The 19232-nt window shown below is 49.3% G+C and carries 17 protein-coding genes; 4 read left to right on the forward strand and 13 right to left on the reverse strand.

Translation table 11 applies throughout. From position 1 onward, the window contains the following. Window positions 1-127: 127 nt before the first annotated feature. Window positions 128-1396, reverse strand: a complete 1269-nt coding sequence (locus tag ACYVB1_RS18800; RefSeq protein ID WP_460925350.1) for a replication-associated recombination protein A — start codon at window positions 1394-1396, stop codon at window positions 128-130. Between the two features lie 227 nt (window positions 1397-1623). Between ACYVB1_RS18800 and ACYVB1_RS18805 the strand changes: the two genes are divergently transcribed. Further along, the gene (locus ACYVB1_RS18805; protein ID WP_460925351.1) at window positions 1624-2922 is read left to right on the forward strand and encodes a serine hydrolase domain-containing protein; all 1299 of its coding nucleotides are present in this window, start codon (window positions 1624-1626) and stop codon (window positions 2920-2922) included. Window positions 2923-3053: 131 nt separating this feature from the next. Here ACYVB1_RS18805 and ACYVB1_RS18810 read toward each other — a convergent pair whose 3' ends face one another. Beyond that, window positions 3054-4214 (reverse strand): AI-2E family transporter, encoded by a 1161-nt coding sequence (locus ACYVB1_RS18810; protein ID WP_460925352.1) that lies wholly within the window; start codon window positions 4212-4214, stop codon window positions 3054-3056. Between the two features lie 72 nt (window positions 4215-4286). Here ACYVB1_RS18810 and ACYVB1_RS18815 point away from each other — a divergent pair, with 72 nt between their 5' ends. Then, window positions 4287-5189 (forward strand): DMT family transporter, encoded by a 903-nt coding sequence (locus ACYVB1_RS18815; protein ID WP_460925353.1) that lies wholly within the window; start codon window positions 4287-4289, stop codon window positions 5187-5189. A gap of 4 nt (window positions 5190-5193) precedes the next feature. Here the strand turns inward: ACYVB1_RS18815 and ACYVB1_RS18820 are convergent, their stop codons facing one another. The 9 genes from ACYVB1_RS18820 to lpdA form a co-directional block, all read right to left on the reverse strand. Further along, a complete protein-coding gene (locus tag ACYVB1_RS18820) occupies window positions 5194-6198 on the reverse strand; it encodes an MBL fold metallo-hydrolase (protein ID WP_460925354.1) in 1005 nt (334 codons plus the stop codon). 155 nt (window positions 6199-6353) lie between these two features. Then, window positions 6354-7445, reverse strand: coding sequence for an AI-2E family transporter (locus ACYVB1_RS18825; protein ID WP_460925355.1), 1092 nt, complete (start codon window positions 7443-7445; stop codon window positions 6354-6356). A gap of 198 nt (window positions 7446-7643) precedes the next feature. After that, window positions 7644-8951, reverse strand: coding sequence for a DEAD/DEAH box helicase (locus ACYVB1_RS18830; protein WP_460925356.1), 1308 nt, complete (start codon window positions 8949-8951; stop codon window positions 7644-7646). 289 nt (window positions 8952-9240) lie between these two features. Continuing rightward, window positions 9241-9885 carry an NAD(P)-dependent oxidoreductase gene (locus ACYVB1_RS18835; RefSeq protein WP_460925357.1) on the reverse strand — a complete coding sequence of 215 codons (645 nt, stop codon included), beginning with the start codon at window positions 9883-9885 and terminating at the stop codon, window positions 9241-9243. 174 nt (window positions 9886-10059) lie between these two features. Next, entirely contained in the window at window positions 10060-11043 is a 984-nt protein-coding gene (locus tag ACYVB1_RS18840; RefSeq protein ID WP_460925358.1) for a YpdA family putative bacillithiol disulfide reductase, read from the reverse strand. A gap of 86 nt (window positions 11044-11129) precedes the next feature. Further along, a complete protein-coding gene (locus ACYVB1_RS18845) occupies window positions 11130-11651 on the reverse strand; it encodes a GNAT family N-acetyltransferase (RefSeq protein WP_460925359.1) in 522 nt (173 codons plus the stop codon). 248 nt (window positions 11652-11899) lie between these two features. Then, entirely contained in the window at window positions 11900-13018 is a 1119-nt protein-coding gene (locus ACYVB1_RS18850; RefSeq protein ID WP_460925360.1) for a fatty acid desaturase family protein, read from the reverse strand. Window positions 13019-13099: 81 nt separating this feature from the next. Further along, window positions 13100-14212 (reverse strand): fatty acid desaturase family protein, encoded by a 1113-nt coding sequence (locus ACYVB1_RS18855; protein ID WP_460925361.1) that lies wholly within the window; start codon window positions 14210-14212, stop codon window positions 13100-13102. A 344-nt stretch (window positions 14213-14556) separates the two neighbouring features. Further along, on the reverse strand, window positions 14557-15951 hold the full coding sequence (gene lpdA, locus ACYVB1_RS18860; RefSeq protein WP_460925362.1) for a dihydrolipoyl dehydrogenase: 1395 nt from the start codon (window positions 15949-15951) through the stop codon (window positions 14557-14559). Between the two features lie 372 nt (window positions 15952-16323). Between lpdA and ACYVB1_RS18865 the strand changes: the two genes are divergently transcribed. After that, complete coding sequence (locus ACYVB1_RS18865; RefSeq protein WP_460925363.1) at window positions 16324-16461, forward strand: hypothetical protein; 138 nt, start codon at window positions 16324-16326, stop codon at window positions 16459-16461. A gap of 182 nt (window positions 16462-16643) precedes the next feature. Here ACYVB1_RS18865 and ACYVB1_RS18870 read toward each other — a convergent pair whose 3' ends face one another. Continuing rightward, window positions 16644-17987, reverse strand: coding sequence for a peptidoglycan DD-metalloendopeptidase family protein (locus ACYVB1_RS18870; RefSeq protein WP_460925364.1), 1344 nt, complete (start codon window positions 17985-17987; stop codon window positions 16644-16646). A gap of 274 nt (window positions 17988-18261) precedes the next feature. Between ACYVB1_RS18870 and fabG the strand changes: the two genes are divergently transcribed. Further along, the gene (fabG, locus tag ACYVB1_RS18875) at window positions 18262-19008 is read left to right on the forward strand and encodes a 3-oxoacyl-[acyl-carrier-protein] reductase (RefSeq protein WP_460925365.1); all 747 of its coding nucleotides are present in this window, start codon (window positions 18262-18264) and stop codon (window positions 19006-19008) included. Window positions 19009-19096: 88 nt separating this feature from the next. Here the strand turns inward: fabG and ACYVB1_RS18880 are convergent, their stop codons facing one another. Beyond that, the gene (locus ACYVB1_RS18880; protein WP_460925366.1) at window positions 19097-19225 is read right to left on the reverse strand and encodes a hypothetical protein; all 129 of its coding nucleotides are present in this window, start codon (window positions 19223-19225) and stop codon (window positions 19097-19099) included. Window positions 19226-19232: the final 7 nt, after the last annotated feature.

The raw sequence follows: 19232 nt of genomic DNA on the forward strand, positions 1-19232 counted from the left end.
GAGTTTAGGATAGTACGCTTATTAAGAAGGAATTTATAACCCCCTCTATACAATATACAAAAATAGGGCAAATAGTTTACCTACTGTTAACCTTCTCGACCAATTCCACCTTTTTATAGACCAACCTCTAATATCCATACTTTTTGCCCCACTGTGCCTGCAGCTGCTTTCGCATTTCGTTTTCACGGCCGTTCTGGCCGGGCTGGTAAAAGGCGGTGCTGCTGAGTTCCTGCGGCATAAACTCCTGCTGCACAAAGTTGCCCTCGTAATCGTGGGCATACTTGTAGTTGTTGCCGTAGCCAATCTCCTTCATCAGCTTGGTAGGTGCGTTCCGGATGTGCAGCGGCACCGGCAGGTTACCTGTTTGCTGTACCAGCGCACGCGCCTGCTTGATGGCCTTATACGAAGCATTGCTCTTGGGGGAGGTAGCCAGGTAAACAGTGCACTGCGAAAGAATTATCTCTGCCTCCGGATAGCCAATCATTTGCACTGCCTGAAAGCAGGAAGTAGCCATAAGCAGGGCATTGGAGTTGGCCAGGCCGATGTCTTCTGAAGCGGCAATTAACAGGCGGCGGGCAATAAACTTCGGGTCTTCGCCCCCTTCTATCATACGGGCCAGCCAGTAGACTGCAGCATTCGGGTCAGAGCCTCGTATTGACTTGATATAGGCCGACACCAGGTCGTAGTGCATCTCGCCAGACTTATCATACATCACGATGTTCTGCTGCGCTACCTGCTTTACCAGTTCATTTCTAACAACCACTTCATCGCCTTTCACACCTTCTGCCACAATCTCGAGCAGGTTCAGCAGTTTGCGGGCATCCCCCCCTGAAATGGTCAGCAGGGCCTCATACTCCTCCACCCGCACGTTGCGGTGGCGCATCCACTCATCCTGCTCCAGCGCTTTGTCCACCAACTCTATCAACTCGTCCTTTGTCAGGTGCTTGAGAATGTAAACCTGGCAGCGTGACAGCAAAGCTGAGATCACCTCGAAGGAAGGATTTTCTGTTGTGGCACCAACCAGTGTAACAGTGCCTTTCTCCACCGCTCCCAGCAGTGCATCCTGCTGGGACTTGTTGAAACGGTGAATCTCGTCTATGAACAGCACCGTGCCCTGCCGTTTCCTCGCCTGCTCAATTACTTCCCGTATGTCTTTCACACCGGAGTTAATGGCACTCAGGGCCACGAACGGCACTTTCATCTGATTGGCAATGATGTTGGCCAAAGTGGTTTTGCCAACACCGGGAGGGCCCCACAAAATCATGCTGGGGATAACGCCACCCTCTATATAGCGTCGCAGGATGCCGTCCGGCCCCACCAGGTGCTTCTGTCCGTAATACTGATCTAAGTTGTGAGGCCGCATGCGTTCGGCCAAAGGTATGTTCGGGTGATTCATCTGCTCTAAACTTTCTCAGGATTGGGTTAAAGACAAAGCTACGAATTTGAAAGGAAAGAGATCAGGTGTAAGGGTTTCCTGTGACAGATGGCCCTGCTACTCCCAGGGATAAGCGGCATGACCGGTTTCCTTCCCTGAAACTGGCCCACGAAAAAAGTGGTAGGCAGGCATTAATCCTGCGCTAAATATAGTATCTTAAACTTTTCAGATATACAAACAACTGCTATATGATACACCAATCCAGCCTCACGCTGTTGCTTTGCCTGTGCATCAGCTTCACGTTTGCCCAGAAGTCTTCCACAACCGTTCTGCAGGAAGCTAAACCCGACAAAGCAGGCATGAGCGCCGAACGCCTGCAACGCCTGGATCGGGTGCTGCAGGAATACATAGACAAGAACTATATTCCCGGTGCTGTGGCTTTGATTGCCCGCGATGGCAAAATTGTTTATCACAAAAGCGTTGGAAACAGCGATGTGGAAGCAAAGGAGAAGCTGAAGCGCGACGACATTTTCCGGATTGCCTCTCAGACCAAGGCTATTACCAGTGTAGGCGTGATGATGCTTTATGAGGAAGGGAAATTCCTGCTGGATGATCCTGTCTCAAAATACATTCCCGCCTTCCGTAACCCACAGGTGCTGGATACCTTTAACAAGCAGGACACCACCTACACCACGGTGCCGGCGAAACGTGAAATCACGATCCGCGACCTGCTCACACACACCTCCGGCATCAGCTATCCCTCCATCGGAGGCCCGGAGGCAACAGCCATTTACGCAAAAAACAAAATCCCCAGCGGTATTGGCACTCCCAACGACAGGCTTGCCGATGCCATGATTGCGCTGGCAAAGCAACCATTGGTTCACCAGCCAGGAGAGCGTTTCACCTATGGTCTAAATACAGACTTGCTTGGTTACCTGATTGAAGTTGTTTCCGGTCAGCCACTGGATCAGTTTTTCCGGGCACGCATTTTCGAACCACTCGGCATGAAAGACACCTGGTTTTACTTACCTGCTGAAAAGCAGGGTCGCCTGGTTACATTGTACACAGAAGGAGAAAACAAAAAATTACAACCGGTGCCTGCACGAGGAGGGCAAACACCTGACTTTCCTAATGTGAAAGGCACTTATTTCTCAGGAGGCGCCGGCTTGTCTTCCACCATTCAGGATTACGCCGTCTTTTTACAGATGCTGTTAAACAAAGGAGAATACAACGGGCTCCGCCTCTTAAGCCCGGCTACTGTTCACCTGATGACGACAAACCAAATTGGAGAGCTGAACAATGGAAACAGCAAGTTTGGCCTGGGCTTTGGTATTGCCACTGAAAAAAGCGCTGCCAGAATGCCAATTTCCGTGGGCACCTTTGAATGGGGTGGAATCTTCGGGACTACCTACTGGGTGGACCCGAAAGAAGGTATTGTGGCCTTGCTCTACACAAACAAGTACCCGAACAGTTACGGAGACTTAGGCGATAAATTCAGAGTGCTGGTATATCAGGCTATCACCGATTCCCAGCTTTCCTTTAAGTAGCCGTAAGTTAATATGTTGCCCATTCTCTTTCCTCCTCTGAGAGGCAGGGACAGGAATGGGCAACATTTCAGTTTCGTAAGCAAAACAGCGTTGCCACCAGTACCAAACCAAACATCCGGTAACAGATTAGCTTATCTTCCCCGCTTTCTCGTTCGTTCTATACCATTCTCCTCTTCCAGCTGACGCTCCACAAGCTCATCATCCTCCCGCAATGCAGGCTCGTGCATGGGGCTTTCAGCGGGTCTTTCGTCACCTAGCAGGATTGCCCACTGCTTAAATTTCTCTGTTCTGTCGAAGATCACCTTTAGCACGGCAATGATGGGCAGCGACAGGAACATTCCAATAACGCCTGCTATCTCGCCGCCAACGATAACACCCACAATGGTGGCCAGGGCATTGATCTTCACTTTTGACCCCACAATGCGTGGCATCAGAATATTATTGTCAAGAAACTGTACAGCAGCTATCACACCCAGCACCGTGAGAATGGGCCAAAGTTCAGAGGAAGAGGCAAGCGTCAGCAGCACCCCGATGATATTGCCCAGCAAGGCACCTACATAAGGTATCAGGTTCAGGAAAGCGAAAATCACACCGATTAGTAAGGCATGCTTGATACCGATGATCATCAGGATGCCACCCAGCAGCACCGTCATATAAGAAACCTGGATTAACAGGCCAAAGAGATAGCTTTTAATAATCACCTCCATCTCGCGCATCGTTTCCTCCACGTTCTCGTGCATGTCGTCCGGGAACCAGAAAAACACAAAACGCAGGAGCAGGTTTTTATAGAAAAGTAGCAGGAATATATAAATGGGCACCAGGCCCAGGAAAACAAACATGCCTGTAATGGAAAGTGCAGCCCCGCTCAATACCGAACCGGCATAACTCAGAATCCTGCTGCTGTATTCACTTAAGTAGCGGGTCTGCTCCTCGGTAGACACAGGCGAGACATCCTCGATCCACTCGCTGAGGGAGTGCAGGTGTTTGACAACGTTCGCCTGGATGGTAGGAAAGTCTGCTATCAGGTTGCTGATCTGAGATGAAAAGAACCATATAATCAGCCCCACCACCAGGGCCAGTACCAATAAAGTGGTACCGATGGCAAGTGTTTCCGGGAACTTGTTTCTCCTGAAAAACCGGTAAAGCGGCAGCAGCATAAGACTCAGGAAAAAGGCCATCAGCAGGGGGGCCAGCAAGTCTCTGCCCAGCACAATGAGCCACCCCAAAAAAAACAGGCCCATCACTTCAATTGCCCTCCTCACTGTTAGCGGCAGGTTATTCTTATAGTTCATATAAAATAAGGTTAAGCTACAGATACTGCCTCTTTATACGGTACTAAAGAAATAAGCACTTACCTTTGCGCGATGAGTAAGCAAGTGCAGGTGCATGCGGCGCTGTTTCTGGTGGCGCTGATTTACGGGAGCAATTACAGTATAGCCAAAGAAGTGATGCCCGTTTATGTGGGACCCTTTGGATTGATTGTGATAAGGGTGGTGTCGGCAGCGCTTTTTTTCGGAATCTTCTCAAGGATGGTCGTGAAAGAGAAAATCGTGGGGCGGGCGGATAACCTGCGGTCGATCGCCTGTGGCGTGACGGGTATTGCCATTAACCAGCTCTGCTTTTTTGCCGGCCTCAATTTAACAGTGCCCATCAATGCTGCCCTGCTGATGGTGATTAGCCCTGTGGCAGTGCTCCTGTTCTCGGCTATACTGTTGCGGGAGCGCGTCAGCTTTCGTAAAGTGAGTGGCATTGTGCTGGCATGCCTCGGAGCCCTGCTCCTCATCAACACCTCCCGCACAGAGAGCACCACAGGCAACATCTTCGGCGATTTGCTGATTATCCTGAACGCTGTCTCTTTCGGCATGTATCTGGTGCTGGTAAAACCGCTGATGCAGAAATACCATGCGATTACCATTGTCAGCCGCATCTTTGCAGTGGGGGCCGTTATCGTAGTGCCTTTTGGCTGGCAACAGCTCCTCGCGCCGGACTACGGTTCCTTCCCCACCTCTATCTGGATAGCCATTGCTTTTATGGTGCTGGCAGTTACCATACTGGCTTATCTCCTGAATACCTGGGCTCTCCGCTATGCCAACCCTTCTTTGGTGGGCGCCTACATTTACCTGCAGCCGGTACTGGCTATTATCATTGCAACCGGTTTTGGCAAAGATGAGTTTACGCTGCAGAAAGGCCTTTACGCCTTACTCATTTTTGCCGGCGTGTACTTAGTTAGCCGGACACGCCAGAACGTGGGCAGAAAAGCAGCATAACGTACTATCTTTTCCACCACAGCCTGCTGTTAAAGGTATGTATATCCTTTAACCACTGCCCTACCTCTGGCAGCAGTATCGGCACGCCCTGCAGGGCAGCCGCCCGGTGTAAGCGCTCTATCGGTTCGCCCCAGGGGTGGATGGCCAGGTCGAAGGTAGCCCAGTGCACGGGCAGCAGCCTGTTACCTTTTACCTGCTGATGCGCCTGTACTGCCTCTTCGGAGTTAGTGTGTATGTCGGCCCAGTTTACGTCGTAGGCACCAATCGGTATAATTGTCAAGTCAAAGGGGCCATAGGCTTCACCTATCAACCGGAATTCTTCCATCGGGCCAGAGTCTCCGCTGTAGAACACCCGCTCCTGCTTCCCAATTAAGCACCACGACGCCCACAGGGTGCTGTTCCGGTTAAAGAGCCCCCTGCCAGAGAAGTGCCGGGCTGGCGTGGCAATTAATATGTTATCACCGTCCTGCACCTGCTGCCACCAGTCTAATTCCACAATATTCATTGGCGGCACTCCCCAGTGGATCAGCTGTTTCTTTACTTTCAGGGGCACGTAGAACAGGGGCACCTTGTGGCGCAAGGCGCGGATGGTCTGATGGTCGAGGTGGTCGTAATGATCGTGGGAGATGAGCACGGCATCAATCCCGTGAACATCCTCTGCCTTGAGGGGAGCAGGATGGATGCGCTTTGGTCCCGCAAAGGGCACAGGAGAAGCCCGCTCGCTCAGCACCGGGTCGATGAGGTAGCGGCGTCTGCCCATTTCCAGCACCAGGGAGGCGTGCCCCAGCCAGTTCACCTGTATTTGTTCAGATGGCTCCCGCTCAAAATCAGCTACTGAAAGGTGGTGCACGGGCACTTCAAAGAGCGGTTTGCCTGCATCTTTGGGGCGCTTCGCATAGCGCAGCATCGTGTCCAGCATGTCTTCTTTCTGAAGTACTTTTGTGATGGCTGAATTATGGAATTTGCCATTTTCAAAGCGGGAGGCGGCAGCCTGCTGTGGTCTTCTCATTGGTGTGTCTGGTTTTATTTTTTACCAGCCCAATGTACTTGTTTTACCTGGTTTCGGTTTTGCGTGCTGGTTGCCAGGACAGCAGCGACATAAAGGCTCTGATATGAGAGAACAGTTTGCACAGTTCAGCTTCCCTCTATGTCAGTTGCCCCTCGTTATTTTTTGAAAAAGGCTTTTACCTTGTCAAGCCAGCTCTCGCCAGAACCGGATTTACGTGTACCTATCAGGTACCCCACAGGCCTAAGGCTCTCAACCCTGTCGGAGAGAATTTTGAACACTGCAAACAGGGGCACAAAAAGAATCATGCCGGACAGCCCCCAGACCATGTTCCCGATAATAATAGCAACAATCACAAACAGGGGGTTCAGCTGTACTTCTGAACCGATGATGATAGGCTCAAACACGTAGCTTTCTATCAGTTGTATTATCAGCACCGTTACCGCAAATAAGACAAGCACAGTAGAGTCGTCTATGAAAAGAATACCCACAAAAACAGGTAATATCCCGCTTACTAGCGGTCCGATGTAAGGTATAATCGTCACCAGGGCACCGAAGGCAGTCAGTAAAACAGGGTACCGGATATCGAAAGCGAGAAACGCAATGATGTACATAAGCGCCAGAAGAGACATCACTTTGATGCGCCCCCAAAGGTACTGGTGTGCCACATGGCTTGTTTTGCTTAATACTCCCTTTGCCTTCTCCTTTTTCTCTTCAGAAGTATACATCAGCACCACATCTGCAAACCGGTCCCTGTACAGGAGAAGGAGAAATACATAGATGAGCAACAGGAGAAACTTTAGAAATGTATTCAGGAGGTTCGCCAGAAAATTGGTTGCCTCCGCCTCCAGTGTGCCAAGTATGGTATCTGAACGCTCCTGCAGAAACCGTGTTTGCTCCTCGTGCGAAATACCGGTTATAGAAGTCACAAAATTTTGCAGCTGCGAAAGGAGCTGCTCTGACTCGTGCTGAATATCCGGTAAATCATCGGTCAGGTTCCTTAGCTGGAAAACCATCAGGTAAGACAGGCCAATGACCACAACAAACACTACAAGGGTGCTGATGAAGGAGGACAGCGCTCTTCCCATTCCCCAGTCTTCCAGTTTGTCTGCTACCGGAATCATGAGCATGGCTATGAAAACCGCAAAGGTAAAGGAGACCAGGAAGTCAGCTCCGATATATAGGATGGCAAATACAGCAATCAGACAAAGTAGTATGGCGTTTATCTGCTTAAGCTTGCTGTAAGTCATGTCATTCAAACATTGTTTTAGAATTTTGCAGGCTAACTACCGGCAATACCCTTCATACGATAATATCAGGTTAAGTTTTGAAAGTGTTGCCTACACGCCTTCTATGGCAGGTTTGGTCTACCAACAGGTACCGCTGCCGAAAATACAAAATCCTGCCGGTACTATACCGGCAGGATTTCCTGATGCTGTATTTCTTAACTAAGCCTTACTTGCTTTCGGCTTGTTATTGCTCCACCTTCTGTTGCCTCCGTTGCCAGTGGCTTTAGCTGCGCTGCCGCCACTGTTGTTCGGTCTGTTTCTACCGCCACGGCCGCCCCTGTTTTGCTGCTGCTTTACCGTGCTGGCTGCCTCCGCAAAATCTTTCGCCGTCATCGGGTAAGGGTGGTTGTCTATTACCGGAACCGACTTCGATATCAGCTTCTGAATGCTTACGAGGTAAGAGGTCTCTTCGGCATCGCAAAACGACAGGGCCACTCCACTTGCGCCGGCACGACCTGTACGGCCAATGCGGTGCACATAGGTTTCCGGCTCGTTCGGCAGCTCGTAATTAATAACGTGCGACAAATCGTCCACATCAATACCACGTGCTGCGATGTCTGTTGCCACCAGCACGCGTGTCTGGCTTTTCTTGAAGTTATCAAGGGCACGCACACGCGCATTCTGCGATTTGTTTCCGTGAATAGCCTCTGCCTGCACACCGGCTTTGCTCATGTCTTTGGCTACCCTGTCGGCACCATGCTTGGTGCGGGTAAATACAAGGGCACGGTCAATCTCGCCATCCTTGAGCAGGTGGAGCAACAGGTTCTTCTTATCTGATTTCTTTACATAGTACACCGCCTGCTTAATCGTGTTGGCTGTAGACGACACCGGCGTTACCTCTACCTGCGCAGGGTTTACCAGAATGGTGTTCGCCAGTTTCAGGATTTCAGGGGCCATGGTAGCCGAGAAAAACAGCGATTGCCTTTTCTCCGGCAATACTTTCAGCACCTTCCGTACGTCATTCACAAAGCCCATGTCCAGCATGCGGTCTGCCTCATCGAGCACAAACATCTCGATGTTATTCAGGTGCACGTACTTCTGCGCCATCAGGTCGAGCAAACGGCCTGGCGTGGCCACCAGTATGTCAACACCGGCGCGCAACGCATCTGTCTGCGCACGCTGCGATACACCACCAAATATTACGGTATGCTTCAGGCCGGTATGTCTGCCGTAAGAGGTCAGGCTGTCGGCAATCTGCAGGGCCAGTTCTCGTGTTGGCGTCAGAATCATCGCTCTGATTTTGCGTGGCCCTCTGTCCTGCTGCACTTTGTTCTCGGAAAGCAGCTGTAAAATAGGAATAGAGAAGGCTGCCGTTTTACCGGTTCCTGTCTGGGCACATCCTAAAAGGTCTCTTTTCTGAAGTATAAGCGGAATTGATTTTTCCTGGATGGGTGTCGGTTGGGTATATCCTTCTGTTTTAAGAGCTTTAAGGATTGGCTCTATCAAATTTAAATTCTCGAATGTCATTAATTGGTTTTTCAAAAGAAACCGCGCAGCACCATGTGTACTGCTTCAGCGGTGAGATGGCCGGAATCTGATTCATTTTGCGAAGCTGCTATAGCTCCTGGGCCATTCCCGACCTGTATTCTTTCTTTAACCTATGATAGAACAATATAGTTCTATAGGGGTTAAAGAATGTAAAGGTACACCGATACAGCGTCACTTCCTATATATCTTTTTCAGGGAGGGTTTTTCAGCCTGACGGCCCGCTAAAGAAAAGCAGCACCAGGAAACTGGTGCTGCTTGATAAGGAGATTTAATAACCAACAGTAAAGCGCTGGCGGATGTATTTCGGCTTTTCCAGTTCATCTAACGCGGCTACAGCAAAGTCCTGTCGTGAGATTTTGCTTTCGCCCCGCTCGTTCATCACCGGGTTTTCTGTACCGTAGCGGAATTTGCCGGTGCGCTCGCCCGGCTCAATGATAATGGCCGGACAAAAAAAGGTCCACTCCAGCTCCTTTTCTTCCCGGTACACTTTCAGGGCGTCGCGCTGGCCCATGGCCCCTGCTTTCCAGGCTTCCGGAAATTCGGGTGTATCTACCAGTTGCACCCCGCCCTCTGTGTAAAGGCTACCGGCCCCGCCCACATTCAGCACACGCTTCACGCCTGCTTTTTTCGCTGCCTGCAGCACCTTCTCTGCCACTTCCACATACTTATGAAAGTCTGTACCAGGTTCCCAACCCGGGCTATAGGACACCACTACGGCGTCATGGTCTTTGATCAGGCTGGCTGTCTGCTCCACATCTTCCACATCCCCCTGCTTCACTTCGAGGCTCACGCTCTCTTTAGCTACCTTCTCCGGGTGCCGTACAATGGCTGTTACGCTATGCCCCCTGGTAAGTGCCTCCTGTGTAATCCTGGAACCGATGTTGCCGCTGGCTCCTATAATGGCAATCTTCATACTTTACTTGTTCTAAGTTCATTAATAAGCTCTGGCTCAGCAGGTGCTCCTTCAGCTTTTGTGCTTGCAGTCGGACCTCTTCCAGTCAATGTCTCTTTAAACTTATTACGGCAAACAAAGTTACGACAGCAGCAAAGGAACAGCGGCTTCGGACTGTCATACCCCAGGTACAGGCTACGCTTTTTCTACCTCCTTTTCCCGCGCAATATGCTTCACAATTTTAATGGCATGTTCACGGGAGTTCTCAATAAACCACACGTGTGTATCCATGCCACCGCATATCACACCGGCTAAATAAACGTTTGGCAGGTTAGTTTCCATGGTCTCCGGGTCGTACTGTGGATAGCGTTTTTCGTCTTCCGACAGCTTGATGCCAATATTTTGCAGGAAACTGAAGTCTGGCTGATAGCCTGTCATAGCCAGCACAAAATCATTTTGAATGGTAATTTTCCCCTCCGGGGTCTGTATATCTACTTTCTGCTCCCGTATCTCGGTAAGGTTAGAGGAGAAATAGCACTTAATAGAGCCCTCTTTGATGCGGTTCTCCAGGTCAGGCTTTGTCCAGTACTTTATACTTCCCAATTCAGGCTGGCGCACCACCAGGGTCACCTCTGCTCCCTTTCGCCAGGTTTCAAGGGCAGCATCTGCGGAGGAGTTGTTGGCTCCTACCACCACCACTTTCTGCCGGAAATAGTAATGCGGGTCGAAATAATAGTGGCGCACCTTGGGCAGTTCCTCCCCCGGTATGTTCAGCATATTCGGGATGCCGTAAAAGCCTACCGCAATTATTACGTGCCGGGCTACATATTCCCCCTTGCTCGTCCGGACCCGGTACACATCTCCCTCCGGCTCCAGGTGTTCTACCCCCTCAAAAAGGTGCACGTTCAGGTTCTGAGAATCCGCTACGCGGCGGTAATACTCCATCGCCTCCATGCGGTTCGGCTTCGGGTGAATGGACACAAACGGAATGCCCCCAATCTCCAACCTGTCGGAGGTGGAGAAAAAGGTCATGTTCAGGGGGTAATTGTAAATAGAATTAACGAGCGTGCCTTTCTCCACTATCAGGTGGCTGAGCCCTACCCTTTGTGCTTCCAGTCCGCAGGCCAGACCGATGGGTCCGGCTCCGATAATGAGTATATCTATTGTTGATGTATCCAATGCTACTTGTGCTTGATAAGCTTGAGTTATACGTAAATCTTACAACATGTAGAAGCCGTGCAAAGTTTAGGGTACTGCACTGCCTCTTACAACTCCCGCTTCAGGATGTACATGCCGCGGTACTCCGGCTTCATTGCTTCAAAATCCAACCTGTAAGTACCACATTTCTCAAAGCCATTCTGCTCATAGAAATCTACGGATTTACTGCTGTCCATTGCCTTCAGCCAAATGGTACGCTTGTTTCTTTCCCTGGCAAACGCGACTGTAAAATCCACCACCTGGCGGCCGATGCCTTTGCCGGACGCTGCTTTAGTCAGATAGATTCTTTCCAGTTCCAGGCTTTCTTCTTCGCTCTCTCCTTCTAAAGCCTGATCAATGTTCAGCTTCAGGAAGCCCACCAGTTCCTCCTCTGCATAAATCAGGAAAAGAGCCGCATTCTGGTCCTCCAGCTCTTTTTTAATAGTTGCCTCGCTAAAGCTCCTGTCAATATACCACGCCCCACCGTCGTACCACAGGTACAAGTAATGGTCGCCATAGGCGTTAATGGCAATATCCTGAAGCGTATATAAATCTGCCGGCGTGCAGGGGGTGATTTGAATGATAGGCATGGCTGGGTGTTGGTGCTGCAAGTATTGAGTTTATGTATTCCTGCAAAATTACACAAAGTAAAACCCGATCGCTAACCTAAAGCACCTGCTCCATATCCCCCCGCAGCGTGCGCAGATCCTGTGAGGGTCTGGCAAAAACAATAGAAATAATCCTGTTCATCTTAGAAAATATCCGCACATCCTGTTTCAGACAAACAAAAACGGCTGGAAAGTTACCTCCAGCCGTTTCAAACACATTCATACCTTGCTTATGCCATCACCTCGTTCAGGTCAGGCAGTTGCAGCCTTCCGAAGCGGTGCAGGGTGTTTACGTGCGAGCGTATAGCCTGTGCTAACGTTTTACTCTCCAGGTAAGGAATACCAAACTCCGCGGTTGTTTCTTTTACAATGGCAGCGATGGCAGGGTAATGCACATGGCAGATACGCGGGAACAGGTGGTGCTCAATCTGGAAGTTTAAACCGCCCACATACCAGGAGAGCAGCTTGCTCCTGCGTGCGAAATTGGCCGTTGTGTTCAGTTGATGGATGGCCCAGTCGTTTTCAATGATACCGCTATCGCAAGGCAGTGGATGACTTGTGCCTTCCACGGTATGCGCCAGCTGAAATACGGTAGACAGGATGATACCGGCCACAAAGTGCATCAGCAGAAAGCCCACCAGCACCTCCCAGAAAGGAATACCAAAAAGAAGTGTTGGTGCCACCAGCATCGAGAAGAAATAGAGCACCTTAAAAGCAACTATTTTTATGAAGGCTATCTTGTTCTCAGCTCTTGAATTGGCATTCACCCCGCTCCTGATAAAACGGAAGAACTGCACAAAATCTTTCAGAACTACCCAATACAGCGTGAGCAAACCATAAAACATAAAAGCATACACCCACTGCAGTTTATGGTAGAACCTTACGTTGGTATGTGGCGAGAAGCGCATGAACACCATATCATCTATGTCTTCATCCATTTCCACCACGTTTGTATAAGTGTGATGCAGGATATTGTGCTGCAGTCTCCAGTTAAAGGCAGAGCCACCCAACAGGTTTACAGAATGTGCCATCAGGTAGTTGATGGTTTTGCTTTTAGAGAAAGCGCCGTGGTTGGCATCATGCATCACACTCATGGCAACACCCGCCACGCCGATGCCCATGATAAACCACAGCCCTAAACTTACACCAAGGCCCGGAGTGAAGGCAAGCAACAGGGCGAAGGGCACAAGGTATATAAGCAGCAAAATGATGCTTTTGACCAGGATGTTATAGTTGCCTGACTTCGGCAGGTTATTGTCTTTGAAATAAGCGTCTACACGTTTGCGTAGTGTTGGGAAAAAGAGGCTTTTGTCTTTGTTGACGAATTTTACTTTGCCTTTAAGCTTCATTTGTAAACTTGATAATTTGTAAAAAAGGATGCATCCGTAGAGAAACAGCTCCTCCGGGATGAATGCCTGGTAGCCCGGTCATTAGCCAATGGCCTCGTTCATGTCAGGGAGCCTGCCGAAGCGGTGCAGCGTGGCAATGTGAGAACGCACAGCCTGCCCAAACGTTTCGTTTTCGAGATATGGTATGTTAAACTCAGTTGCTGTCTCTTTCACTATTTCTGCGATAGCCGGATAGTGCACATGGCAGATACGCGGGAAAAGATGGTGCTCCACCTGAAAGTTTAAACCGCCCACATACCACGACAACAACTTGTTGTGGCGCGAAAAGTTTACAGTAGTGTTCATTTGGTGTATCGCCCAGTCGTTCTCGATGTTTCCGTTTTCGTCGGGTCTGGGATGGCTGGTGCCCTCCACCGTATGCGCCAGTTGGAATACCACCGTGAGTATGATACCCGCCACAAAGTGCATCAGCAGAAATCCGAGCAACACCTGCAAAAATGGAATTCCAAAGAACAGTACTGGCACCGCCAGCATCACGAAGAAGTACAGCACCTTCATGGTGATGAGCTTCAGAAGCCATTTCCTGTTTTCAGATACCGTATTTGCGTTTACGCCGTTTTTAATGAATAGACCGTACTGCACAAAGTCTTTCGCCACCACCCAGTAAAGTGTTAGCAGTCCGTAAAAAACAAAAGCGTACACCCACTGCAACTGGTGAAAGAACTTCACCTTTGTGTGCGGCGAAAAGCGCAACACCAGCCTGTCCTGTATGTCCTCATCCATCTCCACCACATTGGTATAGGTATGGTGCAGGATGTTGTGCTGCAGCTTCCAGTTAAAGGCGGAACCGCCTACCAGGTTCAGGGTATGCCCCATGAGTTCATTCACTCTTTTGCTGCTTGAAAAGGCGCCGTGGTTGGCATCATGCATCACACTCATGCCAATGCCTGCCACGCCTAATCCCATCACAAACCAAAACAGCAAACTAAGCGGAAATGCTGGTTGCAAAGAGAGAAGGGCAATAAAAGGAACGATATAGCATAGCAGCAGCACAACGCTCTTCACTACCATGGTCGTGTTGGCTGTTTTAGCAATACTGTTCTCGGCAAAGTAATTATCAACCCGTTTGCGAAGGGTAGCAAAAAAGAGGCTTTTATCTTTGGGAACGAATTTTACTTTGCCTTTAAGCTTCATATAAGCAGTTTTGTGTGATAAAATGAACTCACGCAAAGCCTTAAAGGGCATAGAGGTGAATTGCGGGTACTACAGTATAAAGGTATCCAGGTGGTTATAAGTTCAGAGATCACTACAGTAACATCTCCAACATTAGTAACTTATACTGATATACTGGATTATTGATACGTAAAGAACCTCAAAGCTAATCAAAGATCGACGAGAAAAAAAGTACAACGCCAGGCAGCTTCTGTAAGACAGCTATTCCTGTTGCTGCAGTTCCAAATGCTTTGTTCAAAACACGACATAAAAAAGAGGTTGTCCGAAACTTCGGCCAACCTCTTTTTTATTTTACTATAAACCGGCTATAGGTGAATCACCTCGTCGTAGGCTGCTGCGGCAGCTTCCATTACAGCCTCGCTCATGGTTGGGTGCGGGTGCACCGACTTAATAATTTCGTGGCCCGTAGTCTCCAGCTTGCGTGCTACAACTACTTCAGCAATCATCTCTGTCACGTTCGCACCAATCATATGGGCACCTAAGAACTCTCCATACTTCGCATCAAAAATAACCTTTACAAAGCCGTCTTTCACGCCACCTGCACTGGCTTTACCAGACGCGGAGAACGGGAACTTACCAACTTTGATATCCAGGCCTTGCTCACGGGCCGCTTTCTCTGTTAAACCAACAGACGCGATTTCAGGTGAGCAATAAGTACAACCAGGGATATTGCTGTAGTTTAGCGGCTCCGGATGATGACCCGCAATTTTCTCTACGCAGATGATGCCTTCTGCAGAAGCTACGTGCGCCAGCGCCGGACCAGGAACGATGTCACCAATGGCATAAATGCCATCCACATTTGTTTTGTAGAACTCATCTACTATCACACGGCCCCTGTCTACTTTGATCCCGAGTTCTTCAATACCGATGTTCTCCAGGTTTGTCTGTATACCTACAGCTGATAATACTATCTCTGCTTCAAGTGTTTCCTGACCTTTGGCAGTTTTTACTTTGACTTTGCAAAGCTTGCCGCTGGTGTCAACAGACTCTACCTGAGAATCGGTCATGATATCGATACCGGACTTCTTGAAAGACTTTGCCAGCTGGCGGGATACCTCTTCGTCCTCTACAGGCACAATGTTCGGCAGGTACTCCACCACAGTTACTTTTGTGCCCATGGAGTTATAGAAGTAGGCGAACTCTACCCCAATTGCACCGGAGCCAACCACTACCATTGATTCAGGAAGCTTGTCCAGCGACATCGCCTGGCGATAGCCAATGATTTTCTTACCATCGATTGGCAGGTTTGGTAGTTCGCGTGAACGTGCACCTGTTGCCAGGATGATGTTTGTTGCCTCTATTGTTTCCTTCTTGCCGTCGGCGTTTGTTACCTCTACTTTGCCTTTGCCGGTTACTTTACCTGTTCCCATAATCGCATCGATCTTGTTTTTGCGGAACAGGAACTGGATTCCCTTGCTCATACCGTCGGCAACGCCACGGCTACGCTTGATAACAGCACCGAAGTCTACAGAAGCATCCCCCACCGTAATGCCGTAATCAGCAGCATGGTTAATATATTCAAAAACGCTTGCGCTCTTTAGCAGTGCCTTGGTCGGGATACAACCCCAGTTCAAGCAGATACCACCCAGCGCCTCACGCTCGATAACACCTACTTTCATACCCAGTTGCGATGCGCGAATTGCCGCCACATAACCACCCGGGCCACTACCAACCACTACTAAATCGTATTTTGATGCCATAGTCTCTTTTTATATAGTTGATGAACAAAAATAATCTTAAATACCCATACTGCAAAACCAGATGTCTCACCTGCTGCTGTTTTAGCATAATTAGGAGAACAGGATGGAAAGATACAGCGAAAGCATTATATAACTCAAAAAACACTTTCAGGAATCTGTCAATCTACGGCTCTTTGCACCCCATTCGCTTATATCACCCTAAAAAAATGAAAAAATTTTATTCCTTTTACTGCTTACACTTGCTTCTTTTTCTTCTTTAGCTCAGGATATCGCCAAAGACTATTGTCTGGACGGAAACAATAACTTTAAAACTGCAGGTATGCAGAGGCCATCAGAGACTATGACCAGGTGCTGCAGCAGGAACCCGGCCATGTGGAAACACTCACTAACAGAGGAGTAGCCAAGGACCACCTCCAGCGCTATTGCGATGCCATACAGGACTTCAATAAAGCCATTATCGCCGCCCCGTCTTACCCAGAGGCCTGCCTGAGCCGGTGCCGACCGGGCTAAAGTTAAGTCACTGGGTTTGAAAGATGCCGACGTACAGTTGAAGAACTGCTGCAACTAAAGCTGGAGTTGGGTTTGGCTGTCTTGAATTCACCTACACGAAACCATAAGCGGCGCTTTGCGCAAAAGAAAAAGGCGCCTTCACAGCGCCTTCTCCCTAAATTCAAATACTCACAAATAAAATCTTAAGCATCCTTCTCCTGGCGGGCTTTATTCGTTGCCAGCAGGTCAGGCTTTGCATTCTTTAAATCTATCGCTTCCATTCTTTTCACCGTTTCCTCTTTTACCTCATTAAATTCAGAAAGGTATTTCTTCGTAATAGGATTTGCCAGCGGAAGTTTGGCACTCAGGGCATCCACTTGTTTGCCATCTTTCCAGAACCGGTAGCACAGGTGCGGGCCGGTGGCCAGGCCAGTGCTACCTACATAGCCAATGGTTTGCCCCTGCTTCACCCGCTTGCCAGCACGCATGCCCTTTGCAAACTTAGACATGTGCAGGTATTGGGTGGTGTAGGTTTTGTTGTGCTTTATTTTCACGTAGTAGCCATTGCCTCGGGTATAGCGCGCTTCCAGCACCACGCCGTCACCTACTGTGCGGATAGGAGTACCATGCGGCGCAGCAAAATCGGTACCAAGGTGTGCTTTGTAGCGCTTCTGTACCGGGTGGAAACGGCGCTTCGAAAAGCGGGAGCTGATGCGGCTGTACTCCAAAGGCTCCCTTAGAAAAGCCTTTTTCATGCTCTGCCCTTTCTCGTCGTAGTAGCTCAGGCCATCGCCCTGGTCAAAGCCAATGGCATACAACGGCTCTCCCCTGTGCTCAAAAAAGGCAGCCTTCAGGTTGCTGAAGCCAATGGTGGTACCATTCACCACCTTTTCATCATAAATCAATTTAAACTTATCTCCTGGTTGTATACGGTTCAGGTTCAGGCGCCAGGCGTAGATGTCGGCGAACTTGTTTACGAGCTGTGCCGAACCGCCTGCTGCTATAATAGATTCGAAAAGAGAGTTTTTTATTTCGCCTGCCAGTGTGCGCTCCAGCACCTCCATCTGCCGCTCTACCTTTGTCACGGTCATTTCACAGCGCAGGTCATAGACGATATATTCCAGGTTGTTTGGCTCATAAATAAAGAACTGGGCCGTTTGCGCAGAGTCCAGCGCATGCAGCAGGGTATAGCTGCGCTTTGCTGCCATGTGGCGTACGTTGAAAACATCCTTTGACTTTGCAGCCAGCTGATCAACCTGCGCTGGAGTGATGTTGTAATTAGAGAGAATCTCAGAGAGGCTCTCCCCTCTTTTGATTTCGGCCTCTACTATCTCAAGCGAGTCGGTAGGAATACCATATACAATAGGGGCAGGTCCCTTCTCCTCCTCTATTTCTTCTGTTTCCTCGAGTGCTTCAGCCTCCGAAACAGACGCTATGGGTTGCGCCATCAGGCTTTCGGTACTGAATTGCAGCGCGTACTCAGCCGTAAAAAACACCAGTACCAGTAAAGCGATAAGGGTGGCAAGCCCTCTGTTGCTATTCAACATCTTGTAATCCCTTTGGTTGAAAATCGACACGAAAATAGTCCGAAACCATTACAAATAAAAACATAGCTTAACACAATATTCAGATTCTAAATATGTTACAATATATTTACCTAAACCAATATAGCACTGCAGCACACCCAAGGCCTTAAGGACACCGGCCTCTGTTCTTTGCTGTTTATGATTCAAGGGGTTAAAACAGAGGGACTTTCCCCACCAATTTCCCTGTTTTTTTCGGCGCCTTCAGAATTCTATTTTTTTTCTAACTTTGGCCTCTATGAAAGCATTAGAAGGAAAAGTAGCTCTGGTAACCGGAGCATCCAAAGGAATAGGGCGCGCCATTGCGCAGAAGTTTGTAGAAATGGGCGCACAAGTCGCCTTCACCTACCTGTCGAGTGTTGAAAAAGGCCATCTGTTAGAGCAGGAACTGTCTGCTGACGGTGGCAAGGCGAAAGGCTACCGCTCTGACGCTGCCAACAATGCCCAGGCAGAGCAACTGGTGGAGGATGTTGTGAAGGAATTCGGTAAGCTGGACATTGTAGTGAACAATGCCGGCATTACGCGCGACGGTTTGCTGATGCGCATGAACGAGGAGCAGTGGGACGCGGTGATAAACACGAACCTCAAGTCTGTGTACAATGTGACCAAGGCAGCTACCAAGCACATGATGCGCGCCAAAAGCGGCTCTCTTATCAACATTACATCCGTGGTAGGTATAAAGGGCAATGCAGGCCAGGCCAACTATGCCGCCTCCAAGGCAGGTATTATCGGCTTCACAAAATCAGTGGCGCTGGAGCTGGGCTCCCGCAACATCCGCTGCAATGCTATTGCCCCAGGCTTTATTGAAACAGAGATGACGGGTGAACTGGACCAGAAAGTGGTGGACGAGTGGCGCAAGGCGATTCCGCTGAAGCGTGGCGGCTCTCCGGAGGATGTGGCCAATGCGGCTGTATTCTTGGCCTCTGACCAATCCTCTTACATCAGCGGGCAGGTGCTGCAGGTAGATGGCGGCATGCTGACCTAATTGGACAAATTAGCCAGAAACAATGACTCGTTTCTGACTAATTTTCCGGATATAAATAAATGTAAAGACCAATGCTACAACTTTTGCGTTAGTAGCATTGGTCTTTTTCTTTTATCTTTAGTATCAGCACCTGACAACTGTTGCGCTTGCTGGGTGTTTTCACCGGCAAAAAGACTGCCATAGCCGGGGTAATTTCGTCCTGAAACGAAGCTCCCATAGCAGGC

The sequence above is a fragment of the Pontibacter brevis genome (assembly GCF_054779655.1).

What these genes read in the sequence shown, in the direction of transcription:
- ACYVB1_RS18800 (WP_460925350.1), bottom strand. Translation starts at nt 1,396, where the DNA reads ATGAATCACCCGAACATACCTTTGGCCGAACGCATGCGGCCTCACAAC.
- ACYVB1_RS18805 (WP_460925351.1), top strand. Translation starts at nt 1,624, where the DNA reads ATGATACACCAATCCAGCCTCACGCTGTTGCTTTGCCTGTGCATCAGC.
- ACYVB1_RS18810 (WP_460925352.1), bottom strand. Translation starts at nt 4,214, where the DNA reads ATGAACTATAAGAATAACCTGCCGCTAACAGTGAGGAGGGCAATTGAA.
- ACYVB1_RS18815 (WP_460925353.1), top strand. Translation starts at nt 4,287, where the DNA reads ATGAGTAAGCAAGTGCAGGTGCATGCGGCGCTGTTTCTGGTGGCGCTG.
- ACYVB1_RS18820 (WP_460925354.1), bottom strand. Translation starts at nt 6,198, where the DNA reads ATGAGAAGACCACAGCAGGCTGCCGCCTCCCGCTTTGAAAATGGCAAA.
- ACYVB1_RS18825 (WP_460925355.1), bottom strand. Translation starts at nt 7,445, where the DNA reads ATGACTTACAGCAAGCTTAAGCAGATAAACGCCATACTACTTTGTCTG.
- ACYVB1_RS18830 (WP_460925356.1), bottom strand. Translation starts at nt 8,951, where the DNA reads ATGACATTCGAGAATTTAAATTTGATAGAGCCAATCCTTAAAGCTCTT.
- ACYVB1_RS18835 (WP_460925357.1), bottom strand. Translation starts at nt 9,885, where the DNA reads ATGAAGATTGCCATTATAGGAGCCAGCGGCAACATCGGTTCCAGGATT.
- ACYVB1_RS18845 (WP_460925359.1), bottom strand. Translation starts at nt 11,651, where the DNA reads ATGCCTATCATTCAAATCACCCCCTGCACGCCGGCAGATTTATATACG.
- ACYVB1_RS18850 (WP_460925360.1), bottom strand. Translation starts at nt 13,018, where the DNA reads ATGAAGCTTAAAGGCAAAGTAAAATTCGTCAACAAAGACAAAAGCCTC.
- ACYVB1_RS18855 (WP_460925361.1), bottom strand. Translation starts at nt 14,212, where the DNA reads ATGAAGCTTAAAGGCAAAGTAAAATTCGTTCCCAAAGATAAAAGCCTC.
- lpdA (WP_460925362.1), bottom strand. Translation starts at nt 15,951, where the DNA reads ATGGCATCAAAATACGATTTAGTAGTGGTTGGTAGTGGCCCGGGTGGT.
- ACYVB1_RS18870 (WP_460925364.1), bottom strand. Translation starts at nt 17,987, where the DNA reads ATGTTGAATAGCAACAGAGGGCTTGCCACCCTTATCGCTTTACTGGTA.
- fabG (WP_460925365.1), top strand. Translation starts at nt 18,262, where the DNA reads ATGAAAGCATTAGAAGGAAAAGTAGCTCTGGTAACCGGAGCATCCAAA.
- ACYVB1_RS18880 (WP_460925366.1), bottom strand. Translation starts at nt 19,225, where the DNA reads ATGGGAGCTTCGTTTCAGGACGAAATTACCCCGGCTATGGCAGTCTTT.